At 68.9% G+C, this 16,280-nt stretch carries 9 protein-coding genes and 1 pseudogene; 1 reads left to right on the plus strand and 9 read right to left on the minus strand.

Annotated elements, in window-relative coordinates; all coding sequences use genetic code 11:
* Window positions 1-34 precede the first annotated feature (34 nt).
* Window positions 35-1,123, minus strand: a complete 1,089-nt coding sequence (locus tag IG64_RS30185) for an AfsR/SARP family transcriptional regulator (RefSeq protein ID WP_051813504.1) — start codon at window positions 1,121-1,123, stop codon at window positions 35-37.
* 282 nt (window positions 1,124-1,405) lie between these two features.
* Between IG64_RS30185 and IG64_RS42520 the strand changes: the two are divergent.
* Window positions 1,406-1,653 (plus strand): annotated as a pseudogene (locus tag IG64_RS42520) (Uma2 family endonuclease); the annotation flags it as partial.
* A 68-nt stretch (window positions 1,654-1,721) separates the two neighbouring features.
* Here the strand turns inward: IG64_RS42520 and IG64_RS30190 are convergent.
* From IG64_RS30190 to IG64_RS30230, 8 genes are all read right to left on the minus strand, one after another.
* A complete protein-coding gene (locus IG64_RS30190; RefSeq protein WP_078884308.1) occupies window positions 1,722-3,899 on the minus strand; it encodes a DEAD/DEAH box helicase in 2,178 nt (725 codons plus the stop codon).
* 1,074 nt (window positions 3,900-4,973) lie between these two features.
* Window positions 4,974-6,167: a hypothetical protein gene (locus IG64_RS42525; protein WP_234438660.1), complete on the minus strand. Its 1,194-nt coding sequence runs from the start codon at window positions 6,165-6,167 to the stop codon at window positions 4,974-4,976.
* Entirely contained in the window at window positions 6,148-7,554 is a 1,407-nt protein-coding gene (locus IG64_RS30205) for an N-6 DNA methylase (protein ID WP_234438661.1), read from the minus strand. The genes IG64_RS42525 and IG64_RS30205 overlap by 20 nt, the downstream gene beginning before the upstream one ends.
* Window positions 7,551-7,736, minus strand: coding sequence for a hypothetical protein (locus tag IG64_RS30210; protein ID WP_018100890.1), 186 nt, complete (start codon window positions 7,734-7,736; stop codon window positions 7,551-7,553). Before IG64_RS30210 ends, IG64_RS30205 begins: the two co-directional genes overlap by 4 nt.
* Before the next feature lie 225 nt (window positions 7,737-7,961).
* On the minus strand, window positions 7,962-11,294 hold the full coding sequence (locus IG64_RS30215) for a type I restriction endonuclease subunit R (RefSeq protein ID WP_037861989.1): 3,333 nt from the start codon (window positions 11,292-11,294) through the stop codon (window positions 7,962-7,964).
* Window positions 11,291-12,346, minus strand: a complete 1,056-nt coding sequence (locus tag IG64_RS30220; protein WP_078884309.1) for a restriction endonuclease subunit S — start codon at window positions 12,344-12,346, stop codon at window positions 11,291-11,293. Before IG64_RS30220 ends, IG64_RS30215 begins: the two co-directional genes overlap by 4 nt.
* Complete coding sequence (locus tag IG64_RS30225; RefSeq protein ID WP_037861992.1) at window positions 12,339-13,973, minus strand: type I restriction-modification system subunit M; 1,635 nt, start codon at window positions 13,971-13,973, stop codon at window positions 12,339-12,341. The genes IG64_RS30220 and IG64_RS30225 overlap by 8 nt, the downstream gene beginning before the upstream one ends.
* 17 nt (window positions 13,974-13,990) lie before the next feature.
* Entirely contained in the window at window positions 13,991-16,156 is a 2,166-nt protein-coding gene (locus IG64_RS30230; RefSeq protein ID WP_037861993.1) for a hypothetical protein, read from the minus strand.
* Window positions 16,157-16,280 lie beyond the last annotated feature (124 nt).

Consider the following 16,280-nt stretch of genomic DNA (forward strand, 5'->3'; position numbering starts at 1 on the left):
CCCGAGATCTACACGTAAGGAGTCGTCGGCAGCGTCAGATGTGTATAAGAGACAGGGGTGTGTCCGCTGAGACCGCGGCGTCTGACGGGACCGCCGTGGCGGGGGTGGCGGGACTGGCAGAGGCGGCCGGCGTAGCAGGCGTGGCAGGGGCCGTCGGCGTGGCAGGCGTGCCCACTTGGGCAGGCTGGCCGACCGGGGGCGGCGGGGCCGCAGAGGCAGTGGCCGCAGCGGCCGTGGCGGTGGCCGGGGCGGTGGCGGTGTTCGGGCCGGGTGGGGAGGCCGGGGACGGCGCTGTGGCCGGCGGGGCGGGCGCAGGCCCGGGCACCTGAGCCGGTGCCGAAGCCGGAACAGGGGCCTGGGGCGCGGGCGCCGGTCGGGCGGGTTCAGGAGACCGCAGCAGGGCGGCGTACGCCTCGGTGAGGGCGTCGCCGGGGTCCACGCCCAGCTCGTCGGCGAGCAGCCGCCGGGTGCGGTGGTACCAGTTGATCGCGTCGGACTGCCGCCCTGAGCGGCCGAGCGCCAGCATCAGCGCGGCGGCCAGGGACTCCCGCAGGGGGTGGGCGACGGCCTCGGTACGCAGGACGGCGGCGGCCCGGCCGTGCTCTCCGAGCTGCCCGTACGCCTCGGCCAGGGCCTCCACGGAGGCCAGCCGCAGGTCCTCCAGACCGCCTGCCGCCGCCTCCAGCGGCCCGCTGCGCACCGTTCCGGTGAGCGCGGGGCCCTGCCAGCAGGCCAGGGCCTCGCGCAGCATCCGCACGGTGTCGGCGGGCAGGCGCTGCGCCCGGGAGAGGGCGACGAGTTCCTCGAACCGGTGGGCGTCGACCAGGGACTCGGGCATCTGCAGCTCGTACGCGGTGCCCTGGGTGGTCAGTTCGATCCCGTAGTCCCGGGCGCCGTGCGCGGCGAGCAGGGCGCGCAGCCGCGAGACGTGCCCCTGCAGGACGGTCTTGAAGTGGGTGGGCGGCTCGTCCTCCCACAGCGCGGCCGTCAGCTGGTCGACGCTGACCGCGGTGTTGGGCCGCAGCAGCAGCATCGCCAGCAGGCTGGAACGCTTGACGGGGCCGGGGGCGAGGTCGCCGTTCTCCGTGATCACGGCGACGGATCCGAGCAGCCGGAACTCCACCTGCCTGACACCTCCCGATCCGCGGCCCGCCGTCCCGAGCCGAGGATACGTGGGGACGTACGCGGAAACGACCGGCATACCGTCCACGACCTGGTGTCTTCGGCCACCGGCCGCACCGCTCACCCCCCGGCGCCCGACTGCCCCGCACCGGCCACAGCACGGTGTCGTGGCCGGTGCGGGACGCCCGGGGCGCTCCCCTCACGCGCCCCATGTCATGCGCATGGTGAACAAGGTCACACGGGTGGACGTTCATCCGGGGCATGGCTCACGAGGCCGTCGTCCGAGGTCCAGTTCGTCGTCGAGGTCGTCTCCCCGGAATCCGCTCAGCGCGACCACACGGTCGGACTGCGCGAGTACGCACAGGCCGGCGTCCCGCACTACCGGTGCATCGAGGGCGAGCACGGCTCCCCGTCGTCCACGTCTACGGACCCGACGTACCGACCCGCGCCTACGCCCCCGCCGGCATCTTCCGCGGCACCCTGAAGCGCCCCGTCCCCTTCGGCATCACCCTGGACCTCGACAAGCTCACCCGCCGCGGGCCGAATGACGTCCGGAACGCTCCGCCCGGGCCGGGGACGCTGACCAGGCGGTCCCCGGCTCACCCGGCGGACGTGGCGGGCCTTGCGTCCAGCATTCCGAGGCGTGCCTGTTCGTCCTCGACGATCCGCCGGGCCAGTTCCACGTCCGACACGTCGACCGCGTCCGGGGTGGCTTCGGCCACGGCGCTGCGCCGCGCGTAGGCGTCGAACAAACGCGTCTTCTCCTCCAGCATCCGCACCATGCGTTCGTCCACTCCCCCAGTGGCGAGGAGACGGTGCACACGGACCGGCCTGACCTGGCCCATGCGGTGGGCCCGGGCCACGGCCTGGTGCTCGATGGTCGGCTTGATCTGCGGTTCGCAGATGACGACGACGGAGGCGGCCTGCATGTTGAGGCCGACGCCCGCCGCCTGGATCTGCGCGGTCAGCACCGCCGGGCCGCGGGCCGCGGCGAAGTCGTCGACGATCTGCTGCCGCCGGCCGGCCGGCACACCGCCGGTGAGCGGGCCGAACAGGGGGGCGCCGTCGGATCCTGCCCCGAGCGCCTCGCCCACCACGTCCAGCACGTCCTTGAAGTAGGAGAAGACCACCGTCTTCTGCCCGTTCTCGCCGGCCTCCCGGACGATCTCCCGCAGTCGGTCCAGTTTGGCCGACTTCCCGGGGCGCGCATACGCGGCCCGGCGCATCGCCATGAAGTTCCCTGCCCGCACGGCCTCCCGGTACGCTTCCTCGTCCGAGTCGCTGAGTTCCTCCCACTCGTCGGTCTGCTGGAGACTCGGGAGTTCCGTCAGCACGTCTTCCTGGTTGCGCCGCAGGTAGACCGGGGCGACGGCCTTGCGGAAAGCGCTCGATCCGGCCGGCGCGTCCCCCTCGCCGAGGGAGTCCGCGATACCGCGGTCCAGCATCGCGACCAAGTTGCGGAACTCCACGACCCGGTTCTCCATGGGGGTTCCGCTCATGAAGAGAACGCGCTCGCAGTGATCCGCCCACACCGCGACCGCTTGAGAGCGCTTGGCCCGCGGGTTCTTCACGGTGTGCGCCTCGTCCACCACGAACAGGCCGACCTCCCCGCCACCCGGCGCCGGGAAACCGCGCAGAGCGTCGAACGTGGTCACCCCCACACCGCCCCGCCCCTTCCAGTCGGCGAACGCGGCGTGGCGGTCGGGGCCGTGGAGCACCCTGACGGCCAGAGTGCTACGGGCTTCGATCTCCCGGGTCCAGTTCACGAGGACGCTCGCCGGGCAGACGACCATGAAGTGGCTCTGCCCCTCGGCCGCCAGGTGCGCCAGCACGGCGATCGCCTGGATGGTCTTCCCGAGGCCCATCTCGTCGCCGAGCATCACCTTACGCAGGGCCAGGGCGAACTGCGCGCCGAACGCCTGGTAGCCACGGAGGGAGACCCGTCGGCACGAGTCGTCCAACTGCTGCGCGCGGACCCGCTCGGCGACCTCGTCGGGCAGGAAGCCCTCGGCAGCCGCGGCGTCGGGCCGCCGTCCGGTGATCTCGGCGAGCAGGCTGTAGTACTCGGCGGAGCGGAGTTCGAAGTCCGTCCAGGCCGCCAGGTCGGTCGACGGCCGCAGCAGGTCCGCGGACGCCTGGGCGAACAGTTCCGCCAGGCCCGCCCGGTCCGCGTCCTCCGCCAGCGACCGGACCTCCGTCACCGCGGCCGACGCACGGGCCCGCTTCTCCCGGCCCGCCAGAAGCATCCGCAGACGTCCGGTGGCGGGTCTGGCGTCGGCCAGCAACGGGCCGAGCCGTTCCGACAGGGCGGTGGCCGCTTCCACCGCGCGCCGCCCCTCCGGACCGGCCTCCACCAGCACGTGCAGGGCCATGACGAGTGCGGTGGTGCCCGGTTGCGGCCGGTCCACGTCGATACGGACCGCCACGGTCTCGTGCACGGCTTCGGAGAACCGGCGAGCGGCGGCGAGCACCTGATCGACCGTGCGCTGCCCGACACCGGGGATCTGCCGCAGCCGGTAGGGGCCCGCTTCCAGGATTCGGCCCACCGTGCCGAGTCCGCTCTTCTCGAGGTTCCCCAGCCGCAGACGCCCCTCGGTGACGTCCTGCAGCCGGGCTACCGGGATGGCGTCGAGTTCCCGCTCCACCGCCGCGTCATGGAGCGGTTTCAGTGCCGCCCGCACCGCCTCGGCGGCCCTGTCGTGGTCGCCGACCACGGCCTGCGCCGCCTCGTGCAGCCGCGCTCCCCTCGCGACCGCTTCCCGCCCGTCGTGCCCCACCCGTCCCGCCCCTCTCTCACGCTGCCCGCATCCTCCCACTGCGCGGACCGGTGCGCGGCGGGGCGGCCCTCCGGCCGGAACGGGGGGCCCGCGGAGCGGCAGCGGCCGACCTCGCCGGGCCGCCGGCGCGGCGGGACCGGGGCATGAGGGAGGCGTCAGCCGCCGAGGAGCCGGGCGGTGCGGGCTCCCGTCCCTCCCCCGGACGAGCTGACTGTCACCTCCGCCCCACGCCCCCCGGTTACGCGCTCTTCACGACTGTGGAACAGCGACTCACGCACAGCTCCGGAAGCGGCTTCACCGGCGCCTGCTCCCCCACCAGCCGATCCTGAGCACCACAGATGCGCGCTCAGCACGCGCTCAGCACGGGCGTCCTGATTCCTTCTCGGCACGATCGAGGCACAGGAAAAAAACCGAAAGGGCCCGACCCCGGAGAGTCGGACCCTGTCCGGCCTGTATGCCGGCCAGACCGGGCAGAGCGGCTGGTCGGCCGCTACACGTTGAAGCGGAACTACCCCACAAGGCTCTGACCTGCGAGAATGCAGGCACATCCCAGCACGATCCCAGCACGGGATGCGCGACAAAGTACAAGAACACCGAAGATCGCCAACGCTACCCGGAAGCGCCCGCACACGCCTGAAGTCTGCGGAACTTCTACGAGCGCCACATCAGGCTCGTGCCACCGCACCGAACCTCGCAGAGCAGCACAGCGCTCGCGCTCACTCGCGGTCTCCCCGGACGTCAGCGGCCAGCTCCGACGCCTGGCCGCCGCCCAGAATGCACGTCCAGACCTCGAGGCCGGCGCGAGCGTCCACAGATCCCGTATGCCCCCGGTTTGGCGGGGCCTAGTCAGAAGCTTCCGCGCTGTCGCAGGTCAGCCTGCATAGCTCAGCGGGTGGAGCAGGCGCCTTCTAAGCGCTTGGCGGCAGGTTCGAGTCCTGCCGGTGGCGCCCAAACATGGCTGGTCAGGACTCTCTCGGACCGCCAGCGGAGAAACGGTGCGCGCGGTACTGCGCCGTTCGTTCAGAGCGTTGGATTCCGTGCTCCAGAGAGGGGCAACGTGGATCAGCTCGGCATTCAGCTGGCCGAGGTGAGACGCGCCAGGCCCCCCTTCTCCAGCTCGTGCACCACCAGCTCCTCCATCACGTGTCGCTCCCTGGCGGAGGCGTAGGCGAGGTCGTGCAGGGCAGCAGCACGCCTGGCGAAGTCCCGCCTCACCGCATCGGTCGGCCAGGGGATCTTGTAACGGGAAAAGTCCTTGCGCCTCATCGCGCGGGCCTGCTCACCCTGCGTAACGGCCGTCAACTCCCGCCTCCGGTAACGCAGCGAGTGCAACAACCACATCCGATCGACCTCGGACTCCGTGTAAATCGCGAGCGTCCGCCGACCTGGCACTACCGGGGTAGTAGTGAGCACGGTCCGCACCTCCCCGGGACGGGGCGCGATCAAGAGGCTGCCGGACGGGCATACAACCTCCGCTTGCGCCACGGTGCGTGAAGTCACTGCACCCAGATGTACTGTCTTGCAGTTCAGTACTTCGCGGGGAGACACCCACGGCATACCCGACTGCTCGCTGTCCGGCAGAGACTGTGCCACACCAGCCGTAACCTGACACACTTCGCCCACTGCACGCTCGGTATCGGGACCTTGCCCGCACGTCTGCAGCGCCTCCATGAAATGCGCATCCGCTAGTTCCGTCGCGCAAGACACAATCCGGGTGTTCAACGCATTCTTGCGCTCAGCAAGCGAGATCAGCGAAAGCAGCCTCTCCCGCACCGGCGCTGGAGGCACTGGCACGGGAAGTCGGTTGAGTGCCTGCAGAGGCAAGGTCATGTGCTCGGCGTTCGACGCGGACAGCGTGAGATAGCTCTGGCTCTGCGAGGTCTTCAGCCACCATCGAAGCCACAGATCCCATTGTTGGGCGCGGCCCTCTGGTGTCCAGCGGACGACCGCGAGCGACCTGGCGACATTCCATCCTGCGTGCTCCTCCCCTGCAACTGCCGCCTCCCCCACACGCCCCACGAGCACGACAAGGAGGTCCCCAGACCTCAGCGTGCTGCGTGGGTGGCGTCTGGCCACATCGGGAGGCACAAATGTGAACTCCTGGACGTACACACCTCCCTCGACGATCTCTGTGGCGCGGATCATCGGGATTCCGCCGGATGCCTTCTGCTGTCGCGCAATTCCGTAGGCGGCGTACTCGACCCCAGGGAACTCACGCAACTCAACGACGGGCCACGGAGTGGGGACATCATCCGATTCTGTAGTCATGCCTGCTCTCCAGGGCATCACGGACGCGGTTCCTGGCTGCGGCGCTACGATCCATGCACTCATACAGCTCGGCCTTCCGGTTCCGGTCTCCGTCACTTGAATGCAACTGCGCGGTGCCCCCGTTCCGTACGTAGCGTGCGGGAGTCAGATCGAAGCCCGCCTCAGCGATTTCCTCGTACCTCGCCGCACGGCACCATGGGACGGATTCAGGGTCCCCCTCGCCCTCACGGCGTCGAAGTCCCTGCCATTCACCGAAGATCTGCAGCAGGCGTTCGGCCGAGTCCTTTGCGAAGTGGCGCCGCTGCCCCTCCTTCACCGCTGGCAGTTTCCCTGCATCCGCGAACAAGACCTGATCGGAGTGCGGCCGCTCCCCTTTGGCCAGCAGCCACAGCGCCGTGCTCGCGCTGGCGTGCGGAAAGAGCCACGTCGGCAAGGCCACGACGCCCACGACCAGACCGTTCTCCAGCAGCCCACGGCGGATCAGTCCGTCGGTGCTGTTGCTGCTGTGCGCCGCGCCGGAAGACAGCAGAACGACGGCCCGTCCTTGTGGCGTGAGATCGGCAAGGATGTGCTGGACCCAGGCGAAGTTCGCGTTACCCGGACGTGGCACCCCCAGGGTCCACCGCCAGTCGTCCTTCAGTTCACCGTGCCCCCAGTCCCGCTGGTTCACAGGAGGGTTGGCGACGATCACGTCGGCCGGTATCGGTGAAGTGCCGGCCCTGAGGGTGTCAGCTCCTTCCTTGCCGAGGTCGGCAAGGAATCCGTGCAGGGCGAGGTTGACGGCTGCGGCATAACGCGCCGTCCGGCTGATATCCGCACCGGACAAGCGCACTTCACCCCCCTGTGCCCGAGCCCGGTGTGCGGCGGCGCGCAGCAGTCGCCCGCTGCCGCACACCGGGTCCCGAACAATCTCGCCTCCTCGGGGAGCGGCCAGCCCCGCGAAGAGGTGTGCTAGGTCGTTTGACGTGAAGTAGTCATCGCCACGCGCATAGCGTGTCGAGTACGTGTCGAGGAGCACGTCAAGGAGCCTCGGGTCCGGATCCAGCTGCCGCACCTCCGCGATCAGCTCACGGAGGGCCGGGTCGATGAGCTCGAAGGGACGGCTCACACCTTCGTCGCGATACGCAGGAAGACTGTGGGCGCGAGCAACGGGCGTATGCGGCCACACTGCGCCGAGCCTGGCCCCCGCTGACTCCGAACCCGGCCCCCACAACCGGTCCACCTCCGCCAGTGATCCATGGCGGGACCAGCAGTGAAGGTAGACCACTTGAAAGGCAAGCCGGTACGTCGTCGCAGCATCGGCGACGCTGCGTAGCTTCTCGACGGCCCGCAGCACTCGCCGGTACTTCAGCCGCCCCTCTTCGTTCGCCCATTCCTCCTGGGTCACGACGACCTCAGCCAGGAGACGACCGCCAGCCCGATGAGAACAGCGGCTCCGCAGGCGGCACCACCGTTCTGGATGGCCGTGACGACCTCTCCCGCGCCCACGAAATCGAGGATGCCGGCCACGAGCCCCACCACCACGGACGCCAGGACGACCACCACCAACAGCAGCGCTCGCTGCGACATGCCACAACTCCCTCGGTTCAACCAGCAGTTAGCAGTTCTGCGGTTCGTTCCGCGGACTTGAAAGTAGTGGCCTGACGCACCTCACGTCTCGCAGCACGGGAATTTGCTTTTGCCATAAGGCGGTCGGGCGCAGCCCCTGCCGACCCCACGAAGGACATCCGGTCGGGCAGACGATCGCCCCGGCAAGCAGACGCTTGCCGGGGCCAGAAGCAAGATGAGCGAGGGCTATGCGTCGGCGGTCGAGCCGTCCTGGGACCACTTGTCGGCAAAGTGTTCCATCTGGCGGATCACCAGGTCGATCGCTTCCTTAGACTGCTCCGGCGGGTAGCCATGACGGGCCAGGAGGCGCCTGATGGTGGCGCGGAGCCTGGCCCGGACCGGTTCGCGGGCGATCCAGTCCTTCTTGAGGTTCTTGCGGACCTGGACCACGAGGTCCCGGGCGATGCCGGAGAGGATCTCGTCGCCCATGAGGTCGCGGGCGCTGCCGAGGTCGGCGACCGCGTCGTAGAAGGCGAGTTCGTCGTCGCCCAGCGGCGGGGTGAACTTCTCACCTCGCCGCGCGTCCTCCGCAACCGTCTTGGCCAGTTCCACCAGCTGGGCGATGATCTCGGCGCTGGTGAGCTGCTGACGCATGTAGCGGGTCATCAGGTCCTGAAGGCGCTCTGAGAAAGCGGTCTGGCGGACGATGTTGTGCCGGGTCTGCTCGCGCATCTTCTGCTCGACGAGGCGGCGCAGGGCTTCGGCGGCCAGGTGTGGGGTTTCGCTGTTCTGCAGGCGGCCGACGAGGGCGTCGTTGAGGTGGGTGAGGTCGGCCTTGTCCAGTCCGGCCTCGGAGAAGAGGTCGGTGACGCCGCCGGTCTCCACGACGGCGGAGGTGAGCTGGGAGAGGTAGAGGGCGACGTCGCGGGCGACGGGCAGGCCCTGGGCTTCGCGGTCCATGGCGTCGAGCTTCGCCATATACGTACGGACCTCGACGAGGAACTGGATGTCGCGCTTCCAATACGGCTGGTCGGTAAACCGGGAGGAGATGTCGGCGGATGAGCCGGCCAGGGCGAAGAAGCGTTCCAGGCGGTAGCCGTGTTCGCGGAAGCGGCGGCTGAGGGTCTGATTCGGGTCGTCGAGCTGGTCGGGGTTGTTGCCCGGGGTGGCGGGGCTGCGGAGGTACTCGGCCGTGGTGTAGGCCGCCTTGACGAAGGCCTTCGCGTCGGGGCGGGAGAGGCGTTCGCGCCAGTTCCAGCCGAGGAGCATCTGGTCGAGGATGTCGTACTCGTTGCGGAGTTCGTCCAGGGCTCGGTCGATGTCCTGGCCGAGGGTCCGGTCGGCCTGGTCGTCGGCGGAGTACTCGGCGATGGCCTTCTGGAGGTTCTCGGTGAGCGGGGCGTAGCCGACGAGGAGGCCTTCCTCCTTCTTGCGGAAGCGGCGGTTGACGCGGGCGAGGGCCTGCATCAGGCCGGCACCGCGGAGCGGCCGGTCCAGGTACATGGTGTGGATGGACGGCGCGTCGAAGCCGGTCAGGAGCATGTTGTTGACGATGAGGAGCTGGAGTTCGTCCTCGGGGTCCTTGGCGCGGTTGATGACGGCCTTGCGCTGGGAGTCGCGCAGGGCGTGGGCGCGCAGTTCCTCGGAGTCCTTGCGGGAGTCCGAGGAGTAGACGATCTTCATGGCGCCGGTGGTGGGGTCGTCCGTGTGCCAGTCCGGGCGCAGTTCGCGCAGGGCGTCGTAGACGCGGACACAGATCTCGCGGGTGGCGCAGACGAGCATCGCCTTGCCGGGGGCGCCGCCGGGTGCGTCGTCGGCGTCCGCGACGAAGGGCAGCATGGCCGCACGGCGGGCTTCCCAGTGTTCGACCAGGTCCTGGGTCAGGTCACGTATCCGGGCGGGGGCGCCGTACATGGCGTTCATGGTGGCGACGGCCTGCTCGACGCGGGTGCGCTCGGTGTCGTCCAGGCCGTCGGTGATGCGGTCGGCCTCGCTGTCGATGGCGGTGGGGTCGACGTCGCGGTCGAGGACAAGCTGGACGACGCGGCTCTCGTGGTAGACCTTCACGGTCGCGCCGTCGTCGGCGGCCCGCTTGAGGTCGTAGGTGTCGATGTAGTCGCCGAACACCTCGCGGGTGTTGCGGTCGGCCTCGGAGATCGGGGTGCCGGTGAAGGCGAGGAGCGTGGCGTGCGGGAGGGCGTCGCGCAGGTGGCGGGCGTAGCCGTCGAGGTGGTCGTAGTGGCTGCGGTGGGCCTCGTCGACCACGACGACGATGTTGCGCCGCTCGGAGAGGAGCGGGTGGTCCGTCCCGGACTCCTTCTCCTGCTTGGTACGGCCGAACTTCTGCAGGGTGGTGAAGAGGATGCCGCCGGTGCGCTTGGCGGCGAGCTCATCGCGGAGTGCGGCGCGGTTGAGGAACTGGTGGGGTTGTTCCGGGAGGACCTCGCTCTCCTTGAACGTGTCGAAGAGCTGGTCGTCGAGATCGGTACGGTCGGTGACGACCACCACGGTGGGGTTGTGCAGGGCGGGGTCGCGCATGACGAGGTTGGTGGTCAGCACCATCTCCTCGGACTTGCCCGAGCCTTGGGTGTGCCAGACCACGCCGGCCTTGCCGTCGGTCGCGGCGGCGCGGCGTACGGCGTCGGCGGCGCGGGTGACCGCGAAGTACTGGTGCGGCTTCGCGATCCGCTTCATGCGCTTGGCGGGCACGAAGTTGATGAAAGACCGGACGAGGGCGAGGAAGCGGGGCTGGGTGAACAGGCCGTGCAGGGCCAGGTCCTGGCCGGTCGGGACGTCGGCATCGGCGTCGGCGTGGACGGCGGCAGCGTCCACGGTGTCCACGCGGGCGCCGAACTCGTCGGTGTTCCACGGGGCGAAGTGCTCGTACGGGGTGAAGGGGGTGCCGTACCTCGCGGTGATCCCGTCGGAGAGCAGCACGACCGCGTTGTAGCGGAAGGCGGTCGGGAACTCCTCGACGTAGTGCCGGATCTGGGTGTGCGCGGCAGCGAGGGTGGCGTTCGGGTCGCCGGCCCGCTTGAGCTCGATGACGGCCAGCGGGAAACCGTTGACGTACAGGACGAGGTCGAAGCGGCGGTTGCGCTCACCGTTGATCACGGTCACCTGGCGGACCGCGCGGTACGTGTTCGCGTCCGCGTTCTCCAGGTCGACGATCCGGACGGTCGGCGTGTACTCGGCGCCGAGCGCGTCGGTGTACGTGACGGAGTGGATGCCGTCGGTCAGGTAGCCGTGCGCGGTCCGGTTCTCCTCGTACGTGTCCTGGGAGGTCGGGGTCGCGGCGGTTGCGAGGGCCTCACGGACGGCCTCCGGGGGGAGGTCGGGGTTGAGCCGCTCGATGGCCTCGCGGAGATCGGAGTAGAGGATCAGGTCGTCCCAGGAACGGCGATGCCCGGAGCCGGGGGCGAGCTCATTGCCCTCGGCCTTCGGCCAGTCGAGCTCCACGAGCTCTTCGAGGGCGAGAAACTCCCAGTCGATTTCGAGGGGGCGGAAGTTGTCGGGGGTGGAGGTGTCGGGGCTGTTGGGGGTGTCGCTGCTGCCGTCGTCGTTCCCGTGCGTGGTCATACGTGGTCCTCGACAATCTTCTCGGCGTCCTTGACGCGGATCCGGCCGGACATGAGTTGGGGGAGGAGGGTGTCGCGGAGGGTGGCGAGGGTTTGGTTCTCCTGCTCGCGCACCCGCGACATCGCGAAAAGCTCCCGTGCTTCCACTGTGAACCGCTGGATGGAGTGCGCGTCCGGAACCTTGATCCGGACCGACAGAGCCCTATCCCGGTTCAGTCCAGGAACAGCTGAATCCGAGTTCATCTCCTCCAGCCCCAATCCCTTGAGGAGAAAGTACGCGTATTCCATGGACACCCCATTACCGCGACACACCACATAGAATGTCGTGTCAATTGGGAAGAATCCACCCTCCGACCAATAAACCGACCCAACCGTCCCCTTGCGGCCGACAATAATCCCGGGCCCCTCAAGCAGGGCCTCAATGTGCGTTCCACTGATTCCACCGCTCCCGAACACGGGAATTTCTCCGGCGACCCTCCGGGCAGCGGGCAGGGATTTCCCGTACTTCAACTCAAGGATGTCACCCAGCACCGCCGACTCCATCGCCGACGCCGAAACCTGCGCCGCCTTCGCCGCACCCAGCTCCATCGCCGCAGCCACGATGCGCTCATTGACGACGATCTTGTCGTCCAGCGCCCCAAGTACAGCCGCAATGGCGCGCTGTTCATCAGGTTCCGGAAGACTAATGGGAATCTGCGTGATGTAATTCCTGTTAAGCATTGGCTGGGCAGCGCCGGAATTGTATCCAGAAAAGTCGATCTCCCCCAGCAGGTGATAGACAAACCTAGGGTCATTCCCCATGAAGTCAGTCACGTAAAGCGAAGTATTGAGCGGCCAAAAATCTTCGGCGCAGTATGTAGCGTGCCCCATGGAAGCCCCAGCGCGCCCAACAACGACGCCGGGGGCCTTCGCAATCGCCGTGTCATGAAATCCACTTGGCCCAGCCGCTCCGACCACTGGAACATTTCCCGGGTTCCGGCTCGTCGTCGGAAGGTCGTGGCCACGACGCAGCTTCACAAGCTGGTCAAGCGTAGTGCGAGTCCATTCAGACATCGACCCTCCCCAGCTGCTCGCGCACCATCTTGGCCAGCTCGTCCGACTTGTCAAACAGCTCGTACAGCTCCCCCGTCAGCCGCGCGATCTTGTCAGCGACCGCCTCGGCGTCCTCTTCCTCCACCTCGGCCGCTCCGACGTACCGCCCCGGCGTCAGCACGTACCCGTGTTCCTGAATCGTCTTCAGGTCCGCGCTGGCACAGAACCCCGGCACATCCGCGTACGTCTCCCCCGCGTCCTTCGCGCTCGTCGTCCCGCGCCACGCGTGGTACGTCCCCGCGATCTTCTTGAGGTCGTCCTCCGTCAGGACGCGCTCAGTACGGTCGACCATCTCGCCCATGTCCCGGGCGTCGATGAACAGGATCTCGCCCCGCCGGTCCGCAGCAGCGACCTTCTGCCCATTCACGCCCCCCGGCGACTTGTCCTTCGCCAGGAACCACAGACAGGCCGGAATCGCCGTCGTCCGGAACAGCTGGGCCGGCAGGGCGACCATGCACGCCACCATGTCGCCGTCCACCAGCGCTTGCCGGATCTCGCCCTCACCGCTCTGCTGGCTGCTCATCGAGCCGTTGGCAAGGACGACGCCGGCCGTTCCCCGCTCCCCCAGCTTGCTGATCATGTGCTGGAGCCAGGCGTAGTTGGCGTTACCCCTCGGCGGGACGCCGTACTTCCATCGCGGGTCCGACTCGTTGCGCGCCCAGTCCTTGATGTTGAAGGGCGGGTTGGCCATGACGTAGTCGGCCTTAAGGTCCGGGTGCTTGTCGTCGGCGAAGGTGTCGCCCCAACGGGCGGCGAGGTTGCCGTCGATGCCGTGGATCGCGAGATTCATCTTGGCCAGGCGCCAGGTACGTTCGTTGAGCTCCTGGCCGTAGACGGAGATGTCGGCCTTGTGGCCCCGGCCACGGTGGGCCTCGATGAACTTGGCGGCCTGGACGAACATGCCGCCGGAGCCGCAGGCCGGGTCGTAGACGCGGCCCTCGTACGGCTCCAGGACCTCCACCAGCAGGCGGACGACGCTGCTCGGGGTGTAGAACTCGCCGCCCCGCTTGCCCTCCGCGCGGGCGAAGTTGCCGAGGAAGTACTCGTAGACCTCGCCGAGGACGTCCTGGGCGGGTTTGTCGTCGCTGCCGCCGAAGCGGGCGTCGGTGATGAGGTCGACGAGTTCGGCCAGGCGCTTCTTGTCGACGTTGTCCTTGTTGAAGATCTTGGGGAGGACGCCGGTCAGCGACGGGTTGGCCTTCATGATGGCGTCCATCGCCTGGTCGAGGACCTCGCCGACGTTGCCGCTCTTGGCGTTGGCGGAGATCGAAGACCAGCGGGCGCTCTCAGGGACCCAGAAGACGTGGTGCCCGGTGTACTCGTCCTGGTCCTCCAGGAACTCCTCCAGGCGGTCCTCGGCGATGCCTTCCTCCGCGAGCTCCTTGGCGAGCTGTTCGCGGCGCTCCTCGAAGGCGTCGGAGACGTACTTGAGGAAGATCAGGCCAAGGACGAACTCCTTGTACTGGTTGGCGTCCATGGAGCCGCGCAGCTTGTCGGCGGCCTTCCAGAGGATGGCCTGGATCTCCTTGGGCGTGGAGGCGGTGAACAGCTCCGCCTGGTCGGCAGGCTTCTTCTTCCGGGGAGGCATGGGCGCTCGGGTCTCCTTCAAGAGTCGGACGAGGGTCGGACGAGAGGTGGTTCGGTGAGGGTCAGCGTGCCGTCGACGAGGCCGGCGGCGGTCAGGGAAGTCAGGTCGTCGAGGGCCGCCGCGTGCTGTCGCAGCAGGGCTGTGCGGCGGGCGATGTCGGCCAGGAGCGCGTCGTAACGCTCGGCCTCGTCGCCGGGGAGGTCGGGGATGAGGAGGTCCTCTATGCGGCGGGCGGAGCGGACCGCGCCGCTCACCCGCCGGTGTTCGGTAGCCGCCGAGCGCAGGAGCGCCGCCAGGACGCGAGGCCGTACAAGGTGCTCGGCGTCGGACCGTGCGCGCAGGACGCGGGCGGGGAAGGCGACCACCGACAGGCCCTCGTCGTCGACGTACGCGCCGAAGCTCGGGGTGGCGGTGACGACGATGTCGCCGGGTTCGGTGAAGTAGGCGTGCTCGTAGGTGTTGAGGAGTACGGCGCGGTCGATGCGGTGGCTTCCGACCGGCGCGCTGCCGGTGATCTCGGCCGGGGTGAGGACCGTGTAGTGGCCCGCGCAGCCGGTTAGGAGGTGTTCGGCGGCGATGCGGTGGCCGGGCAGCCGGCGCAGGCGGCGGTCCTTGAGCAGGCGGGCCACGGTGGTGCGGCGGGCCGGCTGGTCGTCGGGGCGCAGGACGGCGTTGGCACGGATCGTGGGCGCGTGGTCGAGTGCGCTACGGGTGGCGTCGATTAGCTGCTGGAGCCGGAGTTCGGTCTCGGAGATGCGGGCCGGGCGTTCGACGACGGTGCGGGTGTAGCGGTTGGCGTGCGGGCGGTGCTGGGGGGTGAACGCGGCCCCCGGTGCGCCGGTCAGCGCGGTGGCCCGGACGACGGCGGCGTTGCGCGGTTCGTGGCGGCTGTCCGCCCGCCAGCCCGCGTCGCGGAAGATGTCGATGTCCTCGGCCAACGCGTCCAGGGTCTGCAGGGTGAGGCCGCGTGAGGAGAGGTCGGCGAGGAGGACCTGGCCGGTGCGCTTGTCTTCGGGGGTGCGGTGCAGGATCCAGATCGCGGTGCGGTGGGCCGGGCGGAAGGGGAGTACGCCTTCGGGGAGGCTGATCGCGGCCTTGAGGAGGTGCTGTTCCAGGAAGTCCCGGCGCAGACGGTCCGCTTCCCCGCGTGCGGGCAGGGGCCGGACGAGCGCGTCGGCGGGTCCCAGGACGACGGCCGTGCGGTCCTCGGCGAGGAGGTCGGTGAGATCCTGCAGGCACTGCAGGACGGCGAGCGGGCTGCGGGTCTCGGCCGCCTCATAGGGCAGGCAGCAGGCGATGACGTGCGGGTTTCCCCAGTCTTCCGTGGCCAGTTCCTCGCCGTCGGCAAGGTCCATCTCGAATTCCTGGACGCCCTGTGCCATGAGGCGGCGACGGGCGAGCCGGGCCAGGTCCGGCATCGAGTCCGCGGAGAGGAAGAAGGGTGAGTCCTCGGCATCGGACACGGATTCACGCAGGGCGACCAGTAGATCGCCGCTGCGGGGATGCAGGACGGCGGCCGTTGCCCCTTCTTCGCGCTCGTTCAGTCGCGCGAGGCCGGTCAGGCGGGCCATCGTGCGGCTCACCAGCGGAATCGGTTCATCGGCGACGAGGTCGTCGCAGCCCAGGCGGCGGCGTGCGTCCATGACTCGTTCGAGCGCTTCGGCCGGGGTGTAGGCGGCCTCGGTGAGCTGGTCGGCGAGCATGGCGAGCAGGGGGCCCTGACGGTCAGCGTCGGGCAGGTCGCGCAGCTCTCTTTGGAGGAAGGTGTCGTCGAAGTCGGTCTCGGCGGCACGCTCCAGGATCGCCTGCCAGGACAGGTCGGCGAGCGGTTCGTCGAGGAGCTGGCGCAGGCAGAGCAGTGCGGTCACCGTGTCGACCAGCGTGCGAGCGGGGATCGCGCGCCGCCAGGCAGACAGGGTGTGCAGCACAAGCTCCGCCCGGATCTGGCCGGCGTCGGCATTACCGCGGCCGGTGGACAGAAGCCATTCGGCGACTTCACGGCCGTCGAAGAGCGGGCTGGCTCCCTCGTACGCGACGGGTTCGGGGAAATCCGTGTGCCGGCGGGCCCAGGTGGTGACGACGGGACGTTGGACCTGGGCCAACGTCCCGATTTCGGCGTAACTAATCCGCCAGGAGATCTCCTCGGGCAGGATGGGAGCGGTTGCTTCACGTGTGCCAGCCATGCGGTTCCGCTCCCTTCGTGACGACTGCCTCGTGCTCTCGGTCGAGAACGTTTCTCCCAGGGCACCTCACACGCTACAGCCGGTCGAGCTCTCAGCTTCGCCAGCGGTTGATAACCAGGGTTAT

Source organism: Streptomyces sp. NRRL S-340 (genome assembly GCF_000720185.1).
GTDB lineage: Bacteria > Actinomycetota > Actinomycetes > Streptomycetales > Streptomycetaceae > Streptomyces.